Raw genomic sequence first — 19,042 nt, 5'->3', positions numbered from 1 at the left:
CTGTGCAGCGAACAGAGCGAGAGTAGAAATATGAGCCTGAATCCTAGAGATGCAGTGATCGTCGACTTCGGTCGTACCCCGATGGGTCGTTCCAAGGGCGGCATGCACCGCAACACCCGCGCCGAGACCATGTCCGCGCACCTGATCAGCAAGCTGCTGGAGCGTAACGCCAAGGTCGATCCGGCCGAAGTCGAGGACGTGATCTGGGGCTGCGTCAACCAGACCCTGGAACAGGGCTGGAACATCGCGCGCATGGCGTCGCTGATGACTCAGATCCCGCACACCAGCGCCGGTCAGACCGTCAGCCGTCTGTGCGGTTCGTCCATGAGCGCCCTGCACACCGCCGTGCAGGCGATCCAGACCGGCAACGGCGACGTGTTCGTCGTCGGTGGTGTGGAGCACATGGGCCACGTCGGCATGATGCATGGCGTCGACCCGAACCCGCACCTGTCGCTGTACGCCGCCAAGGCGTCCGGCATGATGGGCCTGACCGCCGAGATGCTGGGCAAGATGCACGGCATCAGCCGTGAGCAGCAGGACGCCTTCGGTGAGCGTTCGCATCGTCTGGCGCACAAGGCCACCGTTGAAGGCAAGTTCAAGGATGAAATCATCCCGATGCAAGGCTACGACGAGAATGGCTTCCTGAAGGTGTATGACTTCGACGAAACCATTCGTCCGGAAACCACCCTCGAGAGCCTGGCTGCGCTGAAGCCGGCGTTCAACCCGAAAGGCGGCACCGTGACTGCAGGTACTTCCTCGCAGATCACTGACGGCGCTTCCTGCATGATCGTCATGAGTGCTCAGCGCGCTCAGGACCTGGGTATCACCCCGATGGCCGTGGTTCGCGCCATGGCCGTTGCTGGTGTGGATCCGGCGATCATGGGTTACGGCCCGGTACCGTCCACTCAGAAGGCCCTCAAGCGCGCCGGTCTGAGCATGGCCGACATCGATTTCGTCGAGCTCAACGAAGCCTTCGCTGCCCAGGCCCTGCCTGTGCTGAAGGACCTGAAGCTGCTCGACAAGATGGAAGAGAAGGTCAACCTGCACGGCGGCGCGATCGCCCTGGGTCACCCCTTCGGTTGTTCCGGTGCCCGTATCTCCGGTACCCTGCTCAACGTCATGAAGCAGAACGGCGGCACTTTCGGTGTCTCCACCATGTGCGTGGGCCTTGGCCAAGGCATCACCACCGTCTTCGAGCGCGTTTAAGCGCTAGCGGACAGGAAACCGGGGCCCAGCGCCCCGGTTTTGCTTTTTACGGCTTTTTATTTTCGGGAACCGCTCATGCAGTTGCAGCCAGGACTCTATCGCCACTACAAAGGCCCGCAGTACCGCGTATTTGGGGTGGCACGCCATTCCGAAAACGAGGAGGAGGTGGTGGTCTACCAGGCGCTATACGGCGAGTTTGGCCTGTGGGTGCGGCCGCTGAGCATGTTCTGCGAAGAGATCGAGGTGGACGGCACGCGCGTTCCGCGCTTTGCTTTGATTCAGGCCGAAGTCAGCCCCATCGGCGCTTCGCAAGTCTGACTGCGCAGACCCTGCGCTTGACCTTCGCTTGGTCACCACTATATATAGCGGGGCCTCAAGGCTCCCTGCCTTTTATATTTCGCAATTCAGGAATTTTCTGATCCATGGGCAAATCGCTGGTCATCGTGGAATCCCCGGCCAAGGCCAAGACCATCAACAAGTACTTGGGCAGCCAGTACGTGGTGAAGTCGAGCATCGGCCACATCCGTGACCTGCCTACCAGCGGCTCGGCAAGCGCCACCAAGGAGCCTGCCAAGCGCGGCAAGGCCGCCGCTGAGACGCCTGCGCTGTCGCCCAAGGAAAAGGCCAAACGCCAGCTGTTCACCCGTATGGGGGTCGACCCCGAGCACGGTTGGAAGGCCAAATACGAGATCCTGCCCGGCAAGGAAAAGGTGATCGAAGAGCTGCGCCGTCTGGCCAAGGATGCTGACACCATCTATCTCGCAACCGACTTGGACCGCGAAGGGGAAGCCATTGCCTGGCACCTGCGCGAATCCATTGGTGGCGATGACAGCCGCTACAAGCGCGTGGTCTTCAACGAGATCACCAAGAAGGCGATTCAGGATGCCTTCTCCAAGCCTGGCGAGCTGGATATCAACCGCGTCAACGCCCAGCAGGCGCGCCGCTTCCTGGACCGCGTGGTGGGCTACATGGTCTCGCCGCTGCTGTGGGCCAAGATCGCCCGTGGCCTGTCTGCCGGCCGCGTGCAGTCGGTCGCGGTGAAGCTGGTGGTGGCGCGCGAGAAAGAAATCCGCGCTTTCGTACCGGAAGAATACTGGGAAGTGCACGCCGACCTCGGCACGGCGAAGAGTGCCAAGGTGCGTTTCGAGGTCGTGCGCGAAAGTGGCGCCGCCTTCAAGCCGGTCAACGAAGCGCAGGCCATGGCCGCGCTGGAGAAGCTCAAGGCTTCCAGCTACAGCGTGGTCAAGCGTGAAGACCGCCCGACCAGCAGCAAACCGTCGGCCCCCTTCATTACCTCCACCCTGCAGCAAGCGGCGAGCAATCGCCTGGGCTTCGGGGTGAAGAAGACCATGATGATGGCTCAGCGTCTCTACGAGGCTGGCTACATCACCTACATGCGTACCGACTCGACCAACCTGTCGAACGACGCCGTGGAGATGGTGCGTGGCTTCATCGGCAGCGAGTACGGTGACAAGTACCTGCCGGGCAAGCCGAATCAGTATTCGAGCAAGGAGGGCGCCCAGGAGGCGCACGAAGCGATTCGTCCGTCCGACGTCAACCTGCGCCCGACCCAGCTGTCCGGCATGGAGCGTGATGCCGAGCGTCTGTATGACCTGATCTGGCGTCAGTTCGTGGCCTGCCAGATGCCGCCGGCCGAATACCTGTCCACCAGCGTCACCGTGGCTGCGGGCGACTTCGAGCTGCGCGCCAAGGGCCGCATCCTCAAGTTCGACGGTTACACTCGTGTGCTGCCGCAGCAGAGCAAGCCGGGCGAGGATGATGTCCTGCCGGAAATGAAGGAGGGCGAGGCGCTCAAGCTGCTTCAGCTCGACCCCAGCCAGCACTTCACCAAGCCGCCGGCGCGTTACTCCGAAGCCAGCCTGGTCAAGGAGCTGGAAAAGCGCGGTATCGGTCGTCCGTCCACCTATGCGGCGATCATTTCCACCATTCAGGATCGCGGCTACGTCACGGTGCATAACCGTCGCTTCTATGCCGAGAAGATGGGGGACATCGTCACCGAGCGTCTCGACGAGAGCTTCGCCAACCTGATGGATTACAGCTTCACCGCCACCATGGAAGAGCATCTCGACGATGTGGCCCAGGGCGAGCGCGAGTGGAAGAATCTGCTCGATGAATTCTACGGCGACTTCAAGAAGAAGCTCGAAGCGGCCGAAGCGGGCGAGGGCGGCATGCGTGCCAACCAGCCGACGCTGACCGACATTCCCTGCCGCGAGTGCGGTCGGCCGATGATGATCCGTACTGCCTCCACCGGGGTATTCCTTGGTTGCTCCGGTTATGCACTGCCGCCGAAGGAACGCTGCAAGGCCACCATCAATCTGGTGCCGGGTGATGAGATCGCTGCCGATGACGAGGGTGAATCCGAGTCCCTGGTGCTGCTCGGCAAGCATCGCTGCCCGATCTGCGCCACCGCCATGGATGCCTACCTGCTGGATGAAACCCGCAAGCTGCATATCTGCGGCAACAATCCCGATTGCAGCGGCTACGAGATCGAGCAGGGCCAGTACCGCATCAAGGGCTACGAAGGCCCGAGTCTGGAGTGCGACAAGTGCGGCAGCCAGATGCAGCTCAAGACTGGTCGCTTCGGCAAGTTCTTCGGTTGCACCAATACCAGCTGCAAGAACACCCGCAAGCTGTTGAAGAACGGCGAGGCAGCGCCACCGAAGATGGACAAGGTGGACATGCCGGAGCTCAAGTGCGAGAAGGTGGACGACACCTACGTGCTGCGTGATGGCGCATCGGGTCTGTTCCTGGCTGCCAGCCAGTTCCCGAAAAATCGCGAGACGCGTGCGCCGCTGGTGCTGGAGATCGTCCCGCACAAGCACGAGATCGATCCCAAGTACCACTTCCTCTGCGATGCCCCGCAGAAGGACCCTGATGGTCGCCCGGCAGTGATTCGCTACAGCCGCAAGACCAAGGAGCAGTACGTGCAGTCCGAAGTCGATGGCAAGCCCACCGGCTGGCGCGCGTTCTTCGATGGTGGCAAGTGGAAGGTCGAGGACAAGCGCTAGGGCCTGTCCACTATCTGCTGCGCGTTGGCCAGGTGTGGTTAAAATCAGGTTCGGCCAGCTCGGCGAGATCGTGAAAGGCCCAGGGCTGACGAGATGCGCGTCAGGCCTGGAGCCGATGCGCGTACCATGACCCGATATGCCGTGGAGGTCGCCGTAATGGCCAAAGAAATCTATACCCGCACCAATCAGAAGATCTTCTTCGCCGGCCTTGCTCTGGATAACTGGCGCAAGGCCGAGGCCTCCGCTGCGTTCAACCTCCAGGCATTGGTGCAAGCCGAGCGAGAAGCCGCGCTGTTTCACCTGTACGGTGGACTGCTCGGGCTGTGCCATGAGATTGCCGGCTATTACCGCATGAACGACGCTACGCCCTCGCGTGTCGAGTCCTTCGTGCAGCAGGCGGTGCTCGACGGTTCGCCCAGCCCGGAGCTGGCTGAATTGGTCGAGCTGGCGCAGCAGCGCGAAACCTGGCTGGCCGAACTGCTGGCTGCCTATGCCGCGTTGTTCCAGCCGCCGCGTGAGGAGCGCAAGGCCAAGGTCGATCCGTCCATGCCATTGATCACTGCTGTCAGCGTTGGCGAAGAGCCGGTCGAACTGAGTATCGATGAGATCGATGCCTGGCGTCAGCAGCTCAAGGCCCTGGTACTGCGCTTTCGCGAAGGCCTCAGCGAGTGCTGATCGGGTTTAACTGGACCAGTGGGCTGGGGATGACCCCGGCTGGCTGTTACAATGTCGTGTTTTTGCACAGAGACTGAGCCATGCCTACATCCTTCCTGGAAATCGTCGAACTGCCCGATGGGCGTATTGCCCTGCGTCGCGCAGAGGATGAAGAGGCACTGGTGACTCTGGACTTCTCCGCTGATGCCAAGGCTTTCCTGCAGGGGCAGCACATCGAGGTGGCCAAGGCCATGCTCAATGTCGGCGTGCAGATGGCCGGCCGAATGGCTGAGGGTGATTTCAGTGGCGAAGAAGAAGGCTCGCGCGTTCTGCACTGAAGGCGTTACGGCTTAACGAAAACGGGGCTCCAATGGAGCCCCGTTTGCGTTTGTGGATCTTTAACCCAGGCTGATGTTCAGGCTTTGTGCCCCGCCGGCATTGGCTGCCTGGGCAAGACGCTGGCGAGTGCTGCACTCAACCGGGTGTAGCCAGCTGATTACGGTATGGCTGCGTCCCAGCTTCAGCGCTTCCTCTGCCAACTCAAGGGCATTTTGCCCTTGTCGCGGATGCAGTAGCAGGATGCGTTCACGGTTCAGTCCAGCATCGCGCAGCCAGCTTTGTGTGAGGCTGGCTGGCGGTGCCACCAGAGTCAGCCAGCGCGCATCCTGGTTCTGGCTCAGTTCGCGAAGAATCGGGGCCAGCAAGTGCAGGCAGTGGCCGGCAGCGCCGCGCAGAGCCAGTTCGCTGAACGCCTGATCATTCTCGCTACGAGAGATGTCACCGGTCGCTACCAGTGGCTCACTCGACGCTCCGGCTAGAAAGGCGTCGAAAAGGGGAAGTTGTGGGCGCTCGAACGACTGCTGCACTTGCATGGTGTCTCCTCAGCGGCGGATTACACCGACGCTCAAACCTTCGATGACAAGGTCCTGGTTTTCCAGGTCTACTTCGATCGGGGCGAACTCAGGATTCTCGGCAATCAGCCAGACCTTGTTGCCCTCGCGCTTGAAGCGTTTGACCGTCACTTCGTCGTCGATACGAGCGACGACGATCTGGCCATTGCGTGCTTCGCGGGTGGTGTGCACGGCGAGCAGATCGCCATCGAAAATACCGATGTCCTTCATGCTCATGCCGCGTACGCGCAGCAGGTAGTCGGCTTTGGGTTGAAAGAATGCCGGATTGATCTGGCAGGATTCCTCGACATGTTGCTGAGCGAGGATAGGTGCACCGGCTGCGACACGGCCGATGACTGGCAAGCCCTCATCGTCGTTGGCGGCGCCTGGCTCGAAGCCAGGAATGCGAATACCACGCGATGCACCTGGGGTCATCTCGATGGCACCCTTGCGAGCGAGTGCCTTGAGGTGCTCTTCTGCGGCGTTGGGTGATTTGAACCCCAGCTCCTGAGCGATCTCCGCGCGGGTAGGTGGGTAGCCGTTGTCTTCCAGGCAGCGTTTGATGAAAGCGAGAATCTCGGCTTGGCGTGGCGTCAGTTTCAGCATGGCTGGGCTCTGTCTTTTTATACAGTGACTGGGATTATATACAGTAAGCAGGGCTTGGCAACGACCATTTTGCAGATGTCTGTGATCTGGCTTGTTACCCAGGTTGGGTAATCTGCGTCTCTGCATGTTGTAAGCTGTGACCGGCCGGCCAAAAGACGGCTCATGCGGCTTGACAATTCAGTGGGATGAAACGTATGTTTCAAACAAGTGTTTGTCAGGTGAGAACTCATGGCTCAGTCGGAAACCGTTGAACGCATTCTCGATGCTGCGGAACAGCTGTTCGCGGAAAAAGGCTTCGCCGAGACCTCGCTGCGGCTGATCACCAGCAAGGCCGGGGTCAACCTGGCTGCCGTCAACTACCACTTCGGTTCGAAGAAGGCACTTATACAGGCGGTCTTCTCGCGTTTCCTCGGGCCTTTCTGCGCCAGCCTGGAAAAGGAGCTCGATCGCCGTCAGGCCAAGTCCGAAACCCAGGTTTCCCTGGAAGAGCTGCTCGAATTGCTGGTCGAGCAGGCCTTGGCCGTGAAGCCGCGTAGCGGCAATGATCTCTCCATTTTCATGCGTCTGCTTGGTCTGGCGTTCAGCCAGAGCCAGGGACACCTGCGCAAGTACCTGGAAGAGGTCTACGGCAAGGTCTTCCGTCGTTACATGCTGCTGGTGCATGAGGCTGCGCCGCGCATTCCGCCGCTTGAGCTGTTCTGGCGCGTGCACTTCATGCTCGGCGCCGCTGCGTTCAGCATGTCCGGCATCAAGGCGCTGCGGGCGATGGCCGAGACTGATTTTGGCGTGAACACCTCGATCGAGCAGGTGATGCGCATGATGGTGCCGTTCCTGGCTGCCGGCATGCGTTCGGAAACAGGGGTCGCCGACCCTGCGTTGGCCGGCGCGCAGCTCAAGCCGCGTACCAAGACACCGAGCGCCGCGCCCAAGGTTTGACCTGATGGCAGGTGGGCTTGGCTTCGCCCTTCGGCTAAGCTAGCGGCCCATGTCCGATCTCGATTTACTCCATATTTCCATTGCCGATCAGGCGCTTTACGGCTTCCGTGCCGGGCGGCTGGTGTTGAGCTTGCCTGTCTCCACAGCGCTCAATGGGGCGGGCGAGCACAGCGGCTCGGGTTGCACGCCGCGCGGGCTGCATCAGGTGCGCGCGAAGATCGGCAGCGGTTTGCCTGTGGCCGCGGTATTGTGCGGTCGTCGCTGGACAGGGGAGGTGTGGTCGCCTGAGCTGCACGAGCAGTTTCCCGGCCGCGACTGGATTCTCACCCGCATTCTCTGGTTAAGCGGTCTCGAGCCAGGGCGCAATCGCCTGGGCGAGGTCGATACCTTTCGCCGATACATCTATCTGCATGGCACGCCGGATACGGAACCCATGGGGACGCCGTTGTCCCATGGCTGCATCCGTTTGCGTAACGCCGACATGCTGGCGCTTTTCGAGCGCGTGCCACCGCACTGCGGGGTGCGTATCGATGAGGCGCCGTGCCCGCAGTGGGCTGCAGACCCAGACTTCAAGTAAGGAAATACGCTTATGCAAGGCTCTTTGATGATGGACATCGCCGGTACCTGGTTGAGCGCCGAGGATCGCCAGATGCTGCGCCAGCCCGAAGTGGGCGGTCTGATCATTTTTGCCCGCAATATTGAATCGCCGCGTCAGGTGCGCGAGCTGTGCCAGAGCATCCGGGCGGTGCGCCCGGACCTGCTGCTGGCCGTGGATCAGGAGGGCGGTCGGGTGCAGCGCCTGCGCCAGGGTTTTCTGCGTCTGCCGGCGATGCGTGCGATTGCCGATAACGACAACGCCGAGGAACTGGCCGAGCACTGTGGCTGGCTGATGGCGACCGAGGTGCTGGCGGTTGGCCTGGATCTCAGTTTCGCGCCGGTACTGGATCTCGACCACCAGCGCAGTGCGGTGGTTGGCAGTCGCGCCTTCGAGGGTGATCCGCAACGGGCCACCACGCTGGCGGCTGCTTTCATCAGGGGCATGCATCAGGCCGGGATGGCGGCTACCGGCAAACACTTCCCCGGGCACGGCTGGGCCGAGGCGGACTCTCATGTCGCCATCCCGCTCGACGAACGCAGCCTCGACGAAATCCGCACCTGCGACATGCAGCCGTTTAAGCGTCTGGCGCACGAGCTCGATGCGGTGATGCCGGCGCATGTCATCTATTCTCAGGTTGACGAGCAGCCGGCTGGCTTCTCCCGTCGTTGGTTGCAGGACATCTTGCGCGGCGAGCTGGGCTTCGAGGGTGTGATCTTCAGTGACGACCTGTCCATGGCGGGTGCCCATGTGGTCGGTGATGCTGGCAAGCGTATCGAGGCTGCGCTCGCGGCGGGTTGCGATATGGGCCTGGTGTGCAATGACCGTGGTTCGGCCGAGCTGGCGCTCGGTGCGCTGCAGCGTTTGCGGGTGACGGCGCCTTCGCGCCTCGAGCGCATGCGTGGCCGTGCTCATGCCACTACCGAATACCGCCAGGCTCCACGCTGGCTTACCGCTGTGGCGGCCCTGAGAGCTGCCCAGTTGCTTGACTGAGGACCTGCCTATGACTGTCTACGCCATTATCGGTGGTACCGGCCTGACCCAGCTGGAAGGGTTGACGATTCATGAAGCGCTGCCGCTGGATACGCCTTACGGCGCGCCCTCGGCCGATATCCTGCGCGGTAGCTACGCCGGGCGAGAGGTGCTGTTCCTTGCGCGACACGGACAGCCGCACCGTATTGCGCCGCATCAGGTGAACTACCGGGCCAACCTCTGGGCGCTCAAGCAGGCCGGCGCCAAGGCCATTGTCGCGGTCAATGCGGTGGGGGGTATTCATGCCGCCATGGGCACCGGGCATTTCTGCGTGCCGCATCAGATCATCGATTACACCTCCGGGCGTGCGCACACCTTTTACGAAGGCGATCTGGAGCATGTGACCCACGTGGATTTCAGCCAGCCTTACGACAAGCAACTGCGCGAGGGGTTGGTGGCTGCGTTGCGCGCCGAGCATGCGGCATTCAGCGATCACGGAATCTATGGCTGCACCCAGGGGCCGCGACTGGAAACGGTGGCGGAAATCGCCCGCATGGAGCGCGATGGTTGCGACCTGGTGGGTATGACCGGCATGCCCGAAGCGGTATTGGCGCGCGAATTGGCGCTGCCCTATGCCTGTCTGGCGCTGGTGGTGAACCCGGCGGCGGGGAAATCCAGCGCCTTGATCACCATGGCCGAGATCGAACGCGTGATCGAGCAGGGCATGGGGACAGTCAAGGCGGTTTTGGCGCGCGTGCTGGCTGGCTGACCGTCTAGTGGTAACGAAAACGGCCAGGCGGATGATGCCGATCAGATAAGGTTCTCAGCGCAGCCTTGTTGAGGCGAAGCTTTTCGAGCCCGCGCCGCCCGGGTTGCCGCTCCCCTGATTCATCGATGTTTGATTGAGCGGCATTGGCCGCTCAATTGCCTTCGCGTTGTTCGCTCAAAGCGGCCTGATGCGTACCAGTGCGCCCAGGCTGCCATGGTCCAGGTAGGTCAGGCTGTTGTCTTTCAGGCGCTGGGCCACTTTCATGTGTTCGCTGGTCTCGAGCAGGCCGTCGGCGCTGAATCGGTTGATCCACAGCTCCAGGTCCAGATCGGCAAAGCGCTCCTGGGTGAAACTCAGGGTGCCTTCGACCGCGTGATGGCCGAAGTGCTCTTCACCACTGCTGACGGCCACTCGGCTCGGCGAACTGCCGATGGTCTGGCTCCAGGCCTTGTGCAGCAGAACCTGGTAGCCGCTGCCCGGATTGAGCTTGGCCGCCTCGGCATCGAGCGTTGTCGGGCGTTCGTTGCCGGTGATCGGCAATGCCGTACCCGCCCAGTCGTCCGGCGCCACCTTGGGGGCGACGACCGGCTCGCCGGCCTGGCGGAACACCAGCAGTTCGACCTGATAAAGACGTTCGGCAAAGGCGCTCGGTGCCAGCAGGCAGAGCAGCAGGGCGATCAGGTGCAATGGGCGCATGTGTGAGTCCTTCAGGTGGTGGGCGCGAGGCGCTCGAGCAGGGCTTCCAGGGTATTGAAACGCTCTTCCGCGCGTTCCATCGGCACCTGGATCTTGAAGACAGTGGCGCCTTCGAACTTATAGCGTTTTGGCTGGGCCTGGATCAGCTTGATCAGGGTCAGCGGGTCCACGCAGGTTTCCGCGGCGAACTCGATGCGTCCACCCTGCGGCCCTGCGTCGACCTTGGTGATGCCAAGCTTGTCGGCCTGCAGTTTGAGCAGAGTCAGGCGCATCAGGTTCTTGGTCGCCTCCGGCAGCAGGCCGAAGCGATCGATCATTTCCACCTGCAGCTCCTTGAGGCCGTCCTCGTCGCTGGCGTTGGCGATGCGCTTGTAGAGGATCAGGCGGCTGTGCACGTCGGGCAGGTAGTCTTCGGGAATCAGCGCCGGTACGCGCAGATTGATCTCCGGGCCGCCGCCCAATGGCTGGTCCAGATTCGGCTGCTCGCCTTTCTGGATGGCCTTGACCGCACGTTCGAGCATTTCCATGTACAAGGTAAAACCAACGGCCTGGATCTGTCCGCTCTGGCCGTCGCCGAGCAGTTCGCCCGCGCCGCGGATTTCCAGATCGTGGGTGGCCAGGACGAAGCCGGCACCGAGGTCCTGGGCGCCTGCGATGGCTTCCAGACGTTTTTCCGCATCCGGGGTCATCTGCTTGCGTGGCGGCGTCAGCAGGTAGGCGTAGGCCTGGTGGTGGCTGCGGCCGACACGGCCGCGTAGCTGGTGCAGCTGGGCCAGGCCGAATTTGTCGGCGCGGTCGATGATGATGGTGTTGGCGCTGGGTACGTCGATGCCGGTTTCGATGATGGTCGAGGCCACCAGCACGTTGAAGCGCTTGTGGTAGAAGTCGCTCATCACCTGCTCGAGATCGCGTTCGCGCATCTGCCCGTGGCCGATGCCGATACGCGCCTCGGGCACCAGTTCGGCCAGGTCGCTGGCGCACTTCTCGATGGTCTTCACATCGTTGTGCAGGTAGTACACCTGGCCGCCGCGCAGCAGTTCGCGTAGCAGCGCTTCCTTGATGGTCGGCTTGTTGCTTTCCATGACGAAGGTGCGCACCGAGAGGCGACGTGCCGGCGGCGTGGCGATGATCGACAGGTCGCGCATGCCGGCCACGGCCATGTTCAGCGTACGCGGAATCGGCGTGGCAGTGAGGGTGAGGATGTCCACTTCGCTGCGCAGCGCCTTGAGCTGTTCCTTCTGGCGCACGCCGAAGCGGTGTTCCTCGTCGATGATGACCAGGCCCAGGTTGTGGAACTTGACGTCGTCCTGCAGCAGCTTGTGGGTGCCGATGACGATGTCTACCTTGCCTTCGGCCAGTTGCTGCACGGCGTCTTCGACTTCCTTGTTGCTCTTGAAGCGGCTCATCACCTCGACTTTCACCGGCCAGTCGGCGAAGCGGTCGCGGAAGCTGTTGTAGTGCTGTTGGGCGAGCAGGGTAGTGGGCACCAGCACGGCGACCTGCTTGCCGCTGTGCACGGCGATGAAGGCGGCGCGCATGGCCACCTCGGTCTTGCCGAAGCCGACGTCGCCGCAGACCAGGCGGTCCATCGGTTTGCCGGCCAGCATATCGCTGCGCACGACGTCGATGGCGGCCTGCTGGTCGGGGGTTTCCTCGAACGGGAAGCCGGCGCTGAAGGTGGCGTAGTCCAGTGCCGGGTCCTGGAAGGCGAAGCCTTCGCGGGCGGCGCGGCGGGCGTAGATGTCGAGCAGTTCGGCAGCGACGTCACGTACTTGCTCGGCGGCCTTGCGCTTGGCCTTCTGCCAGACCTCCGAGCCCAGACGATGCAGCGGCGCCAGGGCGTCATCGCTGCCGGTGTAGCGGGCGATCAGGTGCAGGCTGGCCACGGGCACGTACAGCTTGGCTTCGTCGGCGTACTGCAGGGCGAGGAATTCGGCGGCCTGGCCGTCGAATTCCATGGTCACCAGGCCCAGGTAGCGGCCGACACCGTGATCGATATGCACCACCGGAGCGCCTTCGCGCAGCTCGGTGAGGTTCTTGATCACGTTGTCGCCGCCTTCGCGGCCTTTCTCGCGGCGGCGACGCTGCATGACGCGCTGGCCGAACAGCGGGCTTTCGGCAATCAGTGCCAGGTCGTCGAGCAGCAGACCCTCGTCCAGCGGCGCGATGCAGATGTTCAGGCGCTCGGGGCTGGCGACGAAGGCTGGCCAGCCGTCGACTTCCCTGGGTTTGAGTTTGAGACGGGCGAGCAGCTCCAGCAGCACTTCGCGGCGTCCGGCCGATTCTGCGCAGAACAGCACGCGACCCGGATATTCCTCGATAAAGCGGCGCAGCGCCGCCAGCGGTTCGCCGGCCTTGGCCTGGATCGCCAGGTCGGGCAGGGCGCGCGCGTCGAAGCGGGTCTGGCCGACGCCGGGCTCGATATCGTCCTGATTGACTACCACGCGTGGCCAGTTCTTCAGGCGGGCGAAGCAGTCTTCTACCGGCAGGAAGATGTCGGCGGGTGGCAGCAATGGGCGCTCGGGGTCTACGCGGCGGTCCTCATAGCGGTTGCGTGCATCCCCCCAGAACTGTTCGGCGGCCTTTTCGATGCCGGGCAGGGAGAACACCTGGGTGTCGCCCGGCAGGTAGTCGAACAGGGTGCCGGTTTCCTCGAAGAACAGCGGCAGGTAGTACTCGATGCCGGCCGGGGTGATACCGCTGGAGAGGTCCTGGTAGATCGGGCAGCGACGGAAATCCACGTCGAAACGCTCGCGGAAACGCCCGCGAAAATCGGTGACGGCCTTCTTCTCCAGTGGAAATTCCCGTGCTGGCAGCAGGCGGATCGACTCGACCTTGTCTATCGAGCGCTGATTTTCCGGATCGAAGGTGCGCAGGGTTTCGATTTCGTCGTCGAACAGGTCGATGCGGTAGGGCGTGTCGCTGCCCATCGGGAACAGATCGATCAAGGCGCCGCGCACGGCGAACTCGCCATGCTCGTACACGGTATCGACGTAGCGGTAGCCGGCCGCCTCCAGGTGCGTGCGCATCTGCTCCACATCGAGTTTCTGGCCGACATCCAGCACCAGGCTGCCACCCAGCAGGAAACTCTTCGGCGCCAGGCGGTGTAGGGCGGTGGTGATCGGCACTACGAGGATGCCGCGGCTCAGTTGCGGCAGCCGATACAGGGCGGCGATACGCTGCGAGATGATGTCTTGGTGCGGCGAGAAGACGTCGTAGGGCAGGGTTTCCCAGTCGGGGAAGTGCAGCACTGGCAGGTCGGGGGCAAAGAACGCCAGCTCTTCCTGCAGCCGCTCGGCGCTCTGGCTGCCTTCGGTGAGCACCAGCGTGAAGCGTCCAGCGTCGCTGGCTGCTTCGGCGATGGTCAGGGACAGGGCGGCGCCGGGCAGGTTACCCCACTGTTGTTTGCCGGCGCTGGCCGGTAGAGACGGAAGACGCAGTACGGACACGGGCGGCTCACGGTCGTGACGAAAGGCCGGGAATTGTAGCGGGGCTTGGTGGTCAATGTCAGTCGCGACAGGCGCGCATTGCTCATGCCCGCGCGCGCCGTCATAATGTAGCCCCTTTTTTCAGCCCCTACATGTGGAAGGTACTGCCCGTGACTCAGAAGCCCGACCAGTGTCTCGGTGAATGGATCGATCGTGAAGCCCTCGCGGAAGCGATGATTCCGCTGATTGGTCAGCTCTATCGCAACAACAATGTGGTGACCTCGATCTATGGCCGTGGCCTGATCAACCGTTCGGTCATCGACATCCTCAAGGCTCACCGTTTCGCTCGCCATCGCCTTGCCGATGAGACCGAGCTGTCGGTGCACGACACCTTCCCCATGCTCAAGGCCATGAGCGAGCTCAAGCTGGGCGCCGCTTCCGTGGACCTGGGCAAGCTGGTCGCCAAGTTCAAGGCCGAAGGTGCCGGCTGCGGCGTCGAACAGTTCGTCAAGGACGAGCTGGCCGATGTGGTGGGCAAGCAGAACGGCGCCGGTCGTGAAGGCACCGACGTGGTGCTGTATGGCTTCGGTCGTATCGGCCGCCTGCTCGCACGTATCCTGATCGAGAAGACCGGTGGCGGTGACGGCCTGCGTCTGCGCGCCATCGTCGTGCGCAAGGGCGCCGAGAACGACCTGGTCAAGCGCGCCAGCCTGCTGCGTCGTGACTCGGTGCATGGCAAGTTCAACGGCACCATCACCATCGATGAGGCAAACAACACCCTCACCGCCAATGGCAACCTGATTCAGGTGATCTACGCTAAGTCGCCGACCGAAGTGGATTACACCCAGTACGGCATCAAGAATGCCCTGCTGGTGGATAACACCGGTGTCTGGCGTGATGCTGACGGTCTTGGCCAGCATCTGGCTTGTCCGGGTGTCGATCGCGTTGTCCTCACCGCTCCTGGCAAAGGCGCGCTGAAGAACATCGTGCACGGCATCAACCACAGCGAAATCACCGCTGAGGACAAGATCATCTCCGCTGCCTCCTGCACCACCAACGCCATCGTGCCGGTGCTCAAGGCCGTCAATGATCAGTACGGCATCGTCAACGGTCACGTCGAGACCGTTCACTCGTACACCAACGACCAGAACCTGATCGACAACTTCCATAAAGGCAGTCGTCGTGGTCGTAGCGCCGCGCTGAACATGGTCATCACCGAAACCGGCGCTGCCACGGCTGCGGCCAAGGCGCTGCCGGTGCTCAAGGGCAAGCTGACCGGCAACGCCATTCGCGTGCCGACGCCGAACGTGTCCATGGCCATCCTCAATCTGAACCTTGAGAAGGCCACCACTCGCGAAGAGATCAACGAGTACCTGCGCCAGATGGCCATGCACTCGGATCTGCAGAAGCAGATCGACTTCGTCAGCTCGCAGGAAGTGGTATCGACCGACTTCGTCGGCTCGCGTCACGCCGGTGTAGTGGATGCCGAAGCCACCATCGTCAACGATAACCGCGTCGTGCTGTACGTCTGGTACGACAACGAGTTCGGTTACAGCTGCCAGGTGGTACGCGTGATGGAAGACATGGCCGGGGTCAACCCGCCAGCCTTCCCACGCTAAGCGTCAGGGTCGCAAGTAAGACGGGAGCTTCGGCTCCCGTTTTTTTATGCGCGGAAACTGGCTTGGCAAGGTTGTCGAGTGGAGATGGGGCAGCATCAGTTTGTTGCGCCCTGTTACCGAAAGGCCAAAAAAAGCAAGAGCTTGGGTGGTCAGTGTCGGGGGGCGTCTTTATAATCAAGCGGATTTTTTACCCAGGTTTGGCGCCTTCCTCCACGCCCATATCGTATCGGCGTGGTCGGGTCTATTAGACCTTCGGTAGCGCCGCCTGTCCTATAAAAAGCTTTCTAAATCAGTGGTTAGGCAAACCTATGATCAAACTAAAGCATGGGCTTGATTTGCCCATAACGGGTGCGCCGACACAGCGTATCGAGGCCGCCAGGCCCGTACGTAGTGTCGCCGTCATCGGCTTCGACTATCACGGGATGAAGCCGACGATGGAAGTGCAGGTCGGTGACCGGGTCAAACTCGGTCAATTGCTGTTTACCGACAAGAAGACACCCGGCGTGCGCTACACCGCCCCTGCGGCTGGCGTGATCAGCGCCATCCATCGTGGTGAGAAGCGTGTCCTGCAGTCCGTGGTCATCGATATCGAGGGCGACGAGCAGGAAACCTTCGCCCAATACGCTGCCGACCAGCTCGAGGCACTGACTGATGAACAGGTTCGCGAGAACCTGCAGCAGTCCGGCCTTTGGACCGCTCTGCGTACGCGTCCGTTCAGCAAGGTGCCGGCGCTGGATGCCGTACCGAGTTCGATCTTCGTGACTGCGGTCGATACGCATCCGCTTGCCGCCGATCCTGCAGTGATCATCGGTGAACATGCCGCTGACTTCGAAAACGGCCTGAAGGTTCTCGGTAACCTGGCCAAGATCTTCCTGTGCAAGGCCGACGGCGCCAACCTGCCTGGCGAGAAGCTGGCCAAGGTGCAAAGCGAAGCCTTCTCCGGCCCGCACCCGGCGGGTCTGCCTGGTACCCACATTCACTTCCTTGACCCGGTCAGCACCGGCAAGAGTGTCTGGCAGATCGGTTATCAGGACGTGATCGCGGTGGGCAAGCTGTTCACCACCGGCCAGCTGTTCGTCGAGCGCGTGGTTGCATTGGGCGGCCCGGTTGCCGAGCAGCCGCGTCTGCTGCGCACCCGCCTGGGCGCCAACCTGGAAGAACTTACCGCCGGTGAGCTCAAGCCTGGTTTCAACAGGGTGATTTCCGGTTCGGTGTTCGGCGGTCGTACCGCTCAGGGCGCTTTCGCCTTCCTTGGTCGTTACCACAACCAGGTGTCTTGCCTGGTGGAAGGCAACGACCGCGAGATGATGCATTACCTGCGTGCCGGGGTTAACAAGCACTCGGTTCTGAACGTGTTCGTCTCCAAGCTGGCTGGCGCCAAGCTCTTCAACTTCACCACCACCACCAACGGCAGCCCGCGCGCCATGGTGCCGGTGGGCAACTACGAAGCCGTGATGCCGCTGGACATCCTGCCAACTCAACTGCTGCGCTACCTGATCGTTGGCGACACCGAGATGGCCCAGAAACTGGGTTGTCTGGAACTCGACGAAGAAGACCTGGCACTGTGCACCTACGTGTGCGCCGGCAAGTATGAATATGGCCCGATCCTGCGGGACAACCTCACCCGCATCGAGAAGGAGGGTTAATCCGTGGGCATTCGTGCATTCCTCGACAAGATCGAGCACAACTTCGAAAAGGGCGGCAAGTACGAGAAGTGGTATGCCCTCTACGAGGCCATCGACACCTTCTTCTATCGTCCTGGTAGCGTGACCAAGACCACCGCTCACGTGCGCGACGGCATCGACCTCAAGCGCATGATGATCACCGTGTGGCTGTGCACCTTCCCGGCGATGTTCTTTGGCATGTGGAACACCGGCTACCAGGCCAACCTGATCTTCGCTCAGAGCCCCGAGCTGCTGGCGAGCCAGGAAGGCTGGCGCTTCGCCCTGATCGGCTCGCTGGCGGGTTTCGATCCGAGCAGTCTGTGGGACAACTTCATCCAGGGCGCAGCCTACTTCCTGCCCGTCTACGCGGTGACCTTCATCGTCGGCGGTTTCTGGGAAGTGCTGTTCGCTTCGATCCGCAAGCATGAGGTCAACGAAGGTTTCTTCGTCACTTCCGTGCTGTTCGCCCTGATCCTGCCGCCGAGCATTCCGCTGTGGCAGGTGGCCCTGGGCATCAGCTTCGGCGTGGTGATCGGCAAGGAAGTGTTCGGTGGTACCGGCAAGAACTTCCTCAACCCGGCACTGACCGGCCGTGCCTTCCTGTTCTTCGCCTATCCGGCGCAGATGTCGGGTGACGCGGTATGGACTGCGGTCGATGGTTTTGCCGGCGCCACGTCGCTGAGCCTGGCAGCCTCCGGCGGCATCGAGAACGTGATCAGCAACGGCATCACCTGGATGGACGCCTTCGTTGGCACCATTCACGGTTCGCTCGGTGAGACCAGCACCCTGGCCATCGCCATCGGCGGCCTGGTCCTGCTGATCACCAAGATCGCCGCTTGGCGCATCGTCGCCGGCGTGATGCTGGGTATGATCGGTCTGAGTCTGCTGCTCAACCTGATCGGCTCCACCACCAACCCGATGTTCGCCATGCCTTGGTACTGGCATCTGGTGGTAGGCGGCTTCGCCTTCGGCATGTTCTTCATGGCCACCGACCCGGTGTCGGCCTCCATGACCAACACCGGAAAGTGGATCTTTGGTGCTCTGATCGGTGTGATGGTGGTGCTGATCCGCGTGGTCAACCCGGCCTTCCCCGAGGGCATGATGCTGGCGATTCTGTTCGCCAACCTGTTTGCACCGCTGATCGACCACTTCGTCGTTCAAGCCAATATCAAGCGGAGGCTGGCACGCAATGTCTAGTCAAAAAGAATCCACCGTCCGCACGCTGACGGTGGCCGTGCTGGTGTGTCTGGTGTGCTCGGTGTTCGTCGCCGGCGCAGCGATTGCACTGAAACCGACCCAGGTTGAAAACCGCCTGCTGGACAAGCAGCGCAGCATCCTGGCCATTGCCGGCCTGGGTGAAGCGGGTATGTCCGGCACCAAGGTCAAGGAACTGTTCGACAGCACCATCACCGCCAAGCTGGTGGATCTGGAGGATGGCAAGTTCTCCGATGCCTTCGACCCCATCACCTTCGACCCGCTCAAGGCGGCCAAGGATCCGAAGACTTCCAGCGCGCTCAAGAGCAGTGAGGATATCGCCGGTATCAAGCGTCAGGAGCGTTACACCACCGTTTATATGGTGGAAAAGGACGGTGAAGTCGAAACCCTGATCCTGCCGGTACGTGGCTACGGCCTGTGGTCGACCCTGCACGGTTTCATTGCGGTCAAGGGCGACCTCAATACCGTGGTTGGCATGGGCTTCTACCAGCATGGCGAAACGCCTGGCCTGGGGGGCGAGGTAGATAATCCGAAGTGGACAGGCCAGTGGCCGGGCAAGACCTTGTTCGACGAAAACGGCGATCTGGCTGTGCAAGTCGTCAAGGGCGGTGTAGACCCGCAGAGCCCGAGAGCCGAACACCAGGTCGACGGCCTGGCCGGCGCTACCCTGACTGGCAACGGTGTAGACAACCTGCTGAAGTTCTGGCTCGGTCAGAACGGCTTCGGTCCGTTTATCGCTAACCTGCGTGCAGGGGAGGCTTGA

At 61.9% G+C, this 19,042-nt stretch carries 17 protein-coding genes; 13 read left to right on the top strand and 4 right to left on the bottom strand.

All coding sequences use genetic code 11. From position 1 onward, the window contains the following. The first annotated feature begins 30 nt into the window (after positions 1–30). From fadA to BLR77_RS02230, 5 genes are all read left to right on the top strand, one after another. Positions 31–1,206 (top strand): acetyl-CoA C-acyltransferase FadA, encoded by a 1,176-nt coding sequence (gene fadA / locus BLR77_RS02250; RefSeq protein ID WP_074675265.1) that lies wholly within the window; start codon positions 31–33, stop codon positions 1,204–1,206. Positions 1,207–1,281: 75 nt separating this feature from the next. Further along, the gene (locus BLR77_RS02245) at positions 1,282–1,524 is read left to right on the top strand and encodes a DUF1653 domain-containing protein (protein WP_074675264.1); all 243 of its coding nucleotides are present in this window, start codon (positions 1,282–1,284) and stop codon (positions 1,522–1,524) included. A gap of 104 nt (positions 1,525–1,628) precedes the next feature. Then, positions 1,629–4,235 (top strand): type I DNA topoisomerase, encoded by a 2,607-nt coding sequence (topA, locus tag BLR77_RS02240; protein WP_074675263.1) that lies wholly within the window; start codon positions 1,629–1,631, stop codon positions 4,233–4,235. A gap of 156 nt (positions 4,236–4,391) precedes the next feature. Beyond that, the gene (locus BLR77_RS02235; protein ID WP_074675262.1) at positions 4,392–4,910 is read left to right on the top strand and encodes a DUF6586 family protein; all 519 of its coding nucleotides are present in this window, start codon (positions 4,392–4,394) and stop codon (positions 4,908–4,910) included. Positions 4,911–4,990: 80 nt separating this feature from the next. Beyond that, positions 4,991–5,227, top strand: a complete 237-nt coding sequence (locus tag BLR77_RS02230) for a hypothetical protein (protein WP_003462072.1) — start codon at positions 4,991–4,993, stop codon at positions 5,225–5,227. Between the two features lie 60 nt (positions 5,228–5,287). Here the strand turns inward: BLR77_RS02230 and sulA are convergent, their stop codons facing one another. Together sulA and lexA are read right to left on the bottom strand one after the other, a co-directional pair. Continuing rightward, the gene (gene sulA, locus BLR77_RS02225; protein ID WP_074675261.1) at positions 5,288–5,761 is read right to left on the bottom strand and encodes an SOS-induced cell division inhibitor SulA; all 474 of its coding nucleotides are present in this window, start codon (positions 5,759–5,761) and stop codon (positions 5,288–5,290) included. 9 nt (positions 5,762–5,770) lie between these two features. Continuing rightward, positions 5,771–6,385, bottom strand: a complete 615-nt coding sequence (gene lexA / locus BLR77_RS02220) for a transcriptional repressor LexA (protein WP_074675260.1) — start codon at positions 6,383–6,385, stop codon at positions 5,771–5,773. Between the two features lie 228 nt (positions 6,386–6,613). On the opposite strand from lexA, the gene BLR77_RS02215 reads away from it, so the two are divergent. Genes BLR77_RS02215 through BLR77_RS02200 form a run of 4 tightly spaced genes read left to right on the top strand, consistent with a single transcriptional unit; the run spans position 6,614 to position 9,657 of the window. Next, positions 6,614–7,321: a TetR/AcrR family transcriptional regulator gene (locus BLR77_RS02215; protein WP_074675259.1), complete on the top strand. Its 708-nt coding sequence runs from the start codon at positions 6,614–6,616 to the stop codon at positions 7,319–7,321. A 49-nt stretch (positions 7,322–7,370) separates the two neighbouring features. Beyond that, entirely contained in the window at positions 7,371–7,898 is a 528-nt protein-coding gene (locus tag BLR77_RS02210) for a L,D-transpeptidase (RefSeq protein ID WP_074675258.1), read from the top strand. 12 nt (positions 7,899–7,910) lie between these two features. After that, entirely contained in the window at positions 7,911–8,909 is a 999-nt protein-coding gene (gene nagZ, locus BLR77_RS02205) for a beta-N-acetylhexosaminidase (RefSeq protein WP_074675257.1), read from the top strand. Between the two features lie 10 nt (positions 8,910–8,919). Continuing rightward, complete coding sequence (locus BLR77_RS02200) at positions 8,920–9,657, top strand: S-methyl-5'-thioinosine phosphorylase (RefSeq protein WP_074675256.1); 738 nt, start codon at positions 8,920–8,922, stop codon at positions 9,655–9,657. Positions 9,658–9,831: 174 nt separating this feature from the next. Here the strand turns inward: BLR77_RS02200 and BLR77_RS02195 are convergent, their stop codons facing one another. Further along, positions 9,832–10,353: a peptidoglycan binding protein CsiV gene (locus BLR77_RS02195; protein ID WP_074675255.1), complete on the bottom strand. Its 522-nt coding sequence runs from the start codon at positions 10,351–10,353 to the stop codon at positions 9,832–9,834. An 11-nt stretch (positions 10,354–10,364) separates the two neighbouring features. Next, positions 10,365–13,802 carry a transcription-repair coupling factor gene (gene mfd / locus BLR77_RS02190; RefSeq protein WP_074675254.1) on the bottom strand — a complete coding sequence of 1,146 codons (3,438 nt, stop codon included), beginning with the start codon at positions 13,800–13,802 and terminating at the stop codon, positions 10,365–10,367. A gap of 131 nt (positions 13,803–13,933) precedes the next feature. Between mfd and BLR77_RS02185 the strand changes: the two genes are divergently transcribed. The 4 genes from BLR77_RS02185 (at position 13,934) to BLR77_RS02170 (ending at position 19,042) form a co-directional block, all read left to right on the top strand. After that, positions 13,934–15,400 (top strand): glyceraldehyde-3-phosphate dehydrogenase, encoded by a 1,467-nt coding sequence (locus BLR77_RS02185; protein WP_074675253.1) that lies wholly within the window; start codon positions 13,934–13,936, stop codon positions 15,398–15,400. Positions 15,401–15,708: 308 nt separating this feature from the next. Then, positions 15,709–17,046: a Na(+)-translocating NADH-quinone reductase subunit A gene (locus BLR77_RS02180; RefSeq protein WP_074675252.1), complete on the top strand. Its 1,338-nt coding sequence runs from the start codon at positions 15,709–15,711 to the stop codon at positions 17,044–17,046. A 3-nt stretch (positions 17,047–17,049) separates the two neighbouring features. After that, the gene (locus BLR77_RS02175) at positions 17,050–18,261 is read left to right on the top strand and encodes an NADH:ubiquinone reductase (Na(+)-transporting) subunit B (protein WP_074675251.1); all 1,212 of its coding nucleotides are present in this window, start codon (positions 17,050–17,052) and stop codon (positions 18,259–18,261) included. Further along, positions 18,254–19,042, top strand: a complete 789-nt coding sequence (locus BLR77_RS02170; protein ID WP_074675250.1) for a Na(+)-translocating NADH-quinone reductase subunit C — start codon at positions 18,254–18,256, stop codon at positions 19,040–19,042. Before BLR77_RS02175 ends, BLR77_RS02170 begins: the two co-directional genes overlap by 8 nt.

Source organism: Ectopseudomonas alcaliphila, assembly GCF_900101755.1.
GTDB classification, from domain to species: domain Bacteria; phylum Pseudomonadota; class Gammaproteobacteria; order Pseudomonadales; family Pseudomonadaceae; genus Aquipseudomonas; species Aquipseudomonas alcaliphila.
Note: the sequence above shows the minus strand (reverse complement) of the source record. Positions and strands in the feature narration are given on the sequence as shown.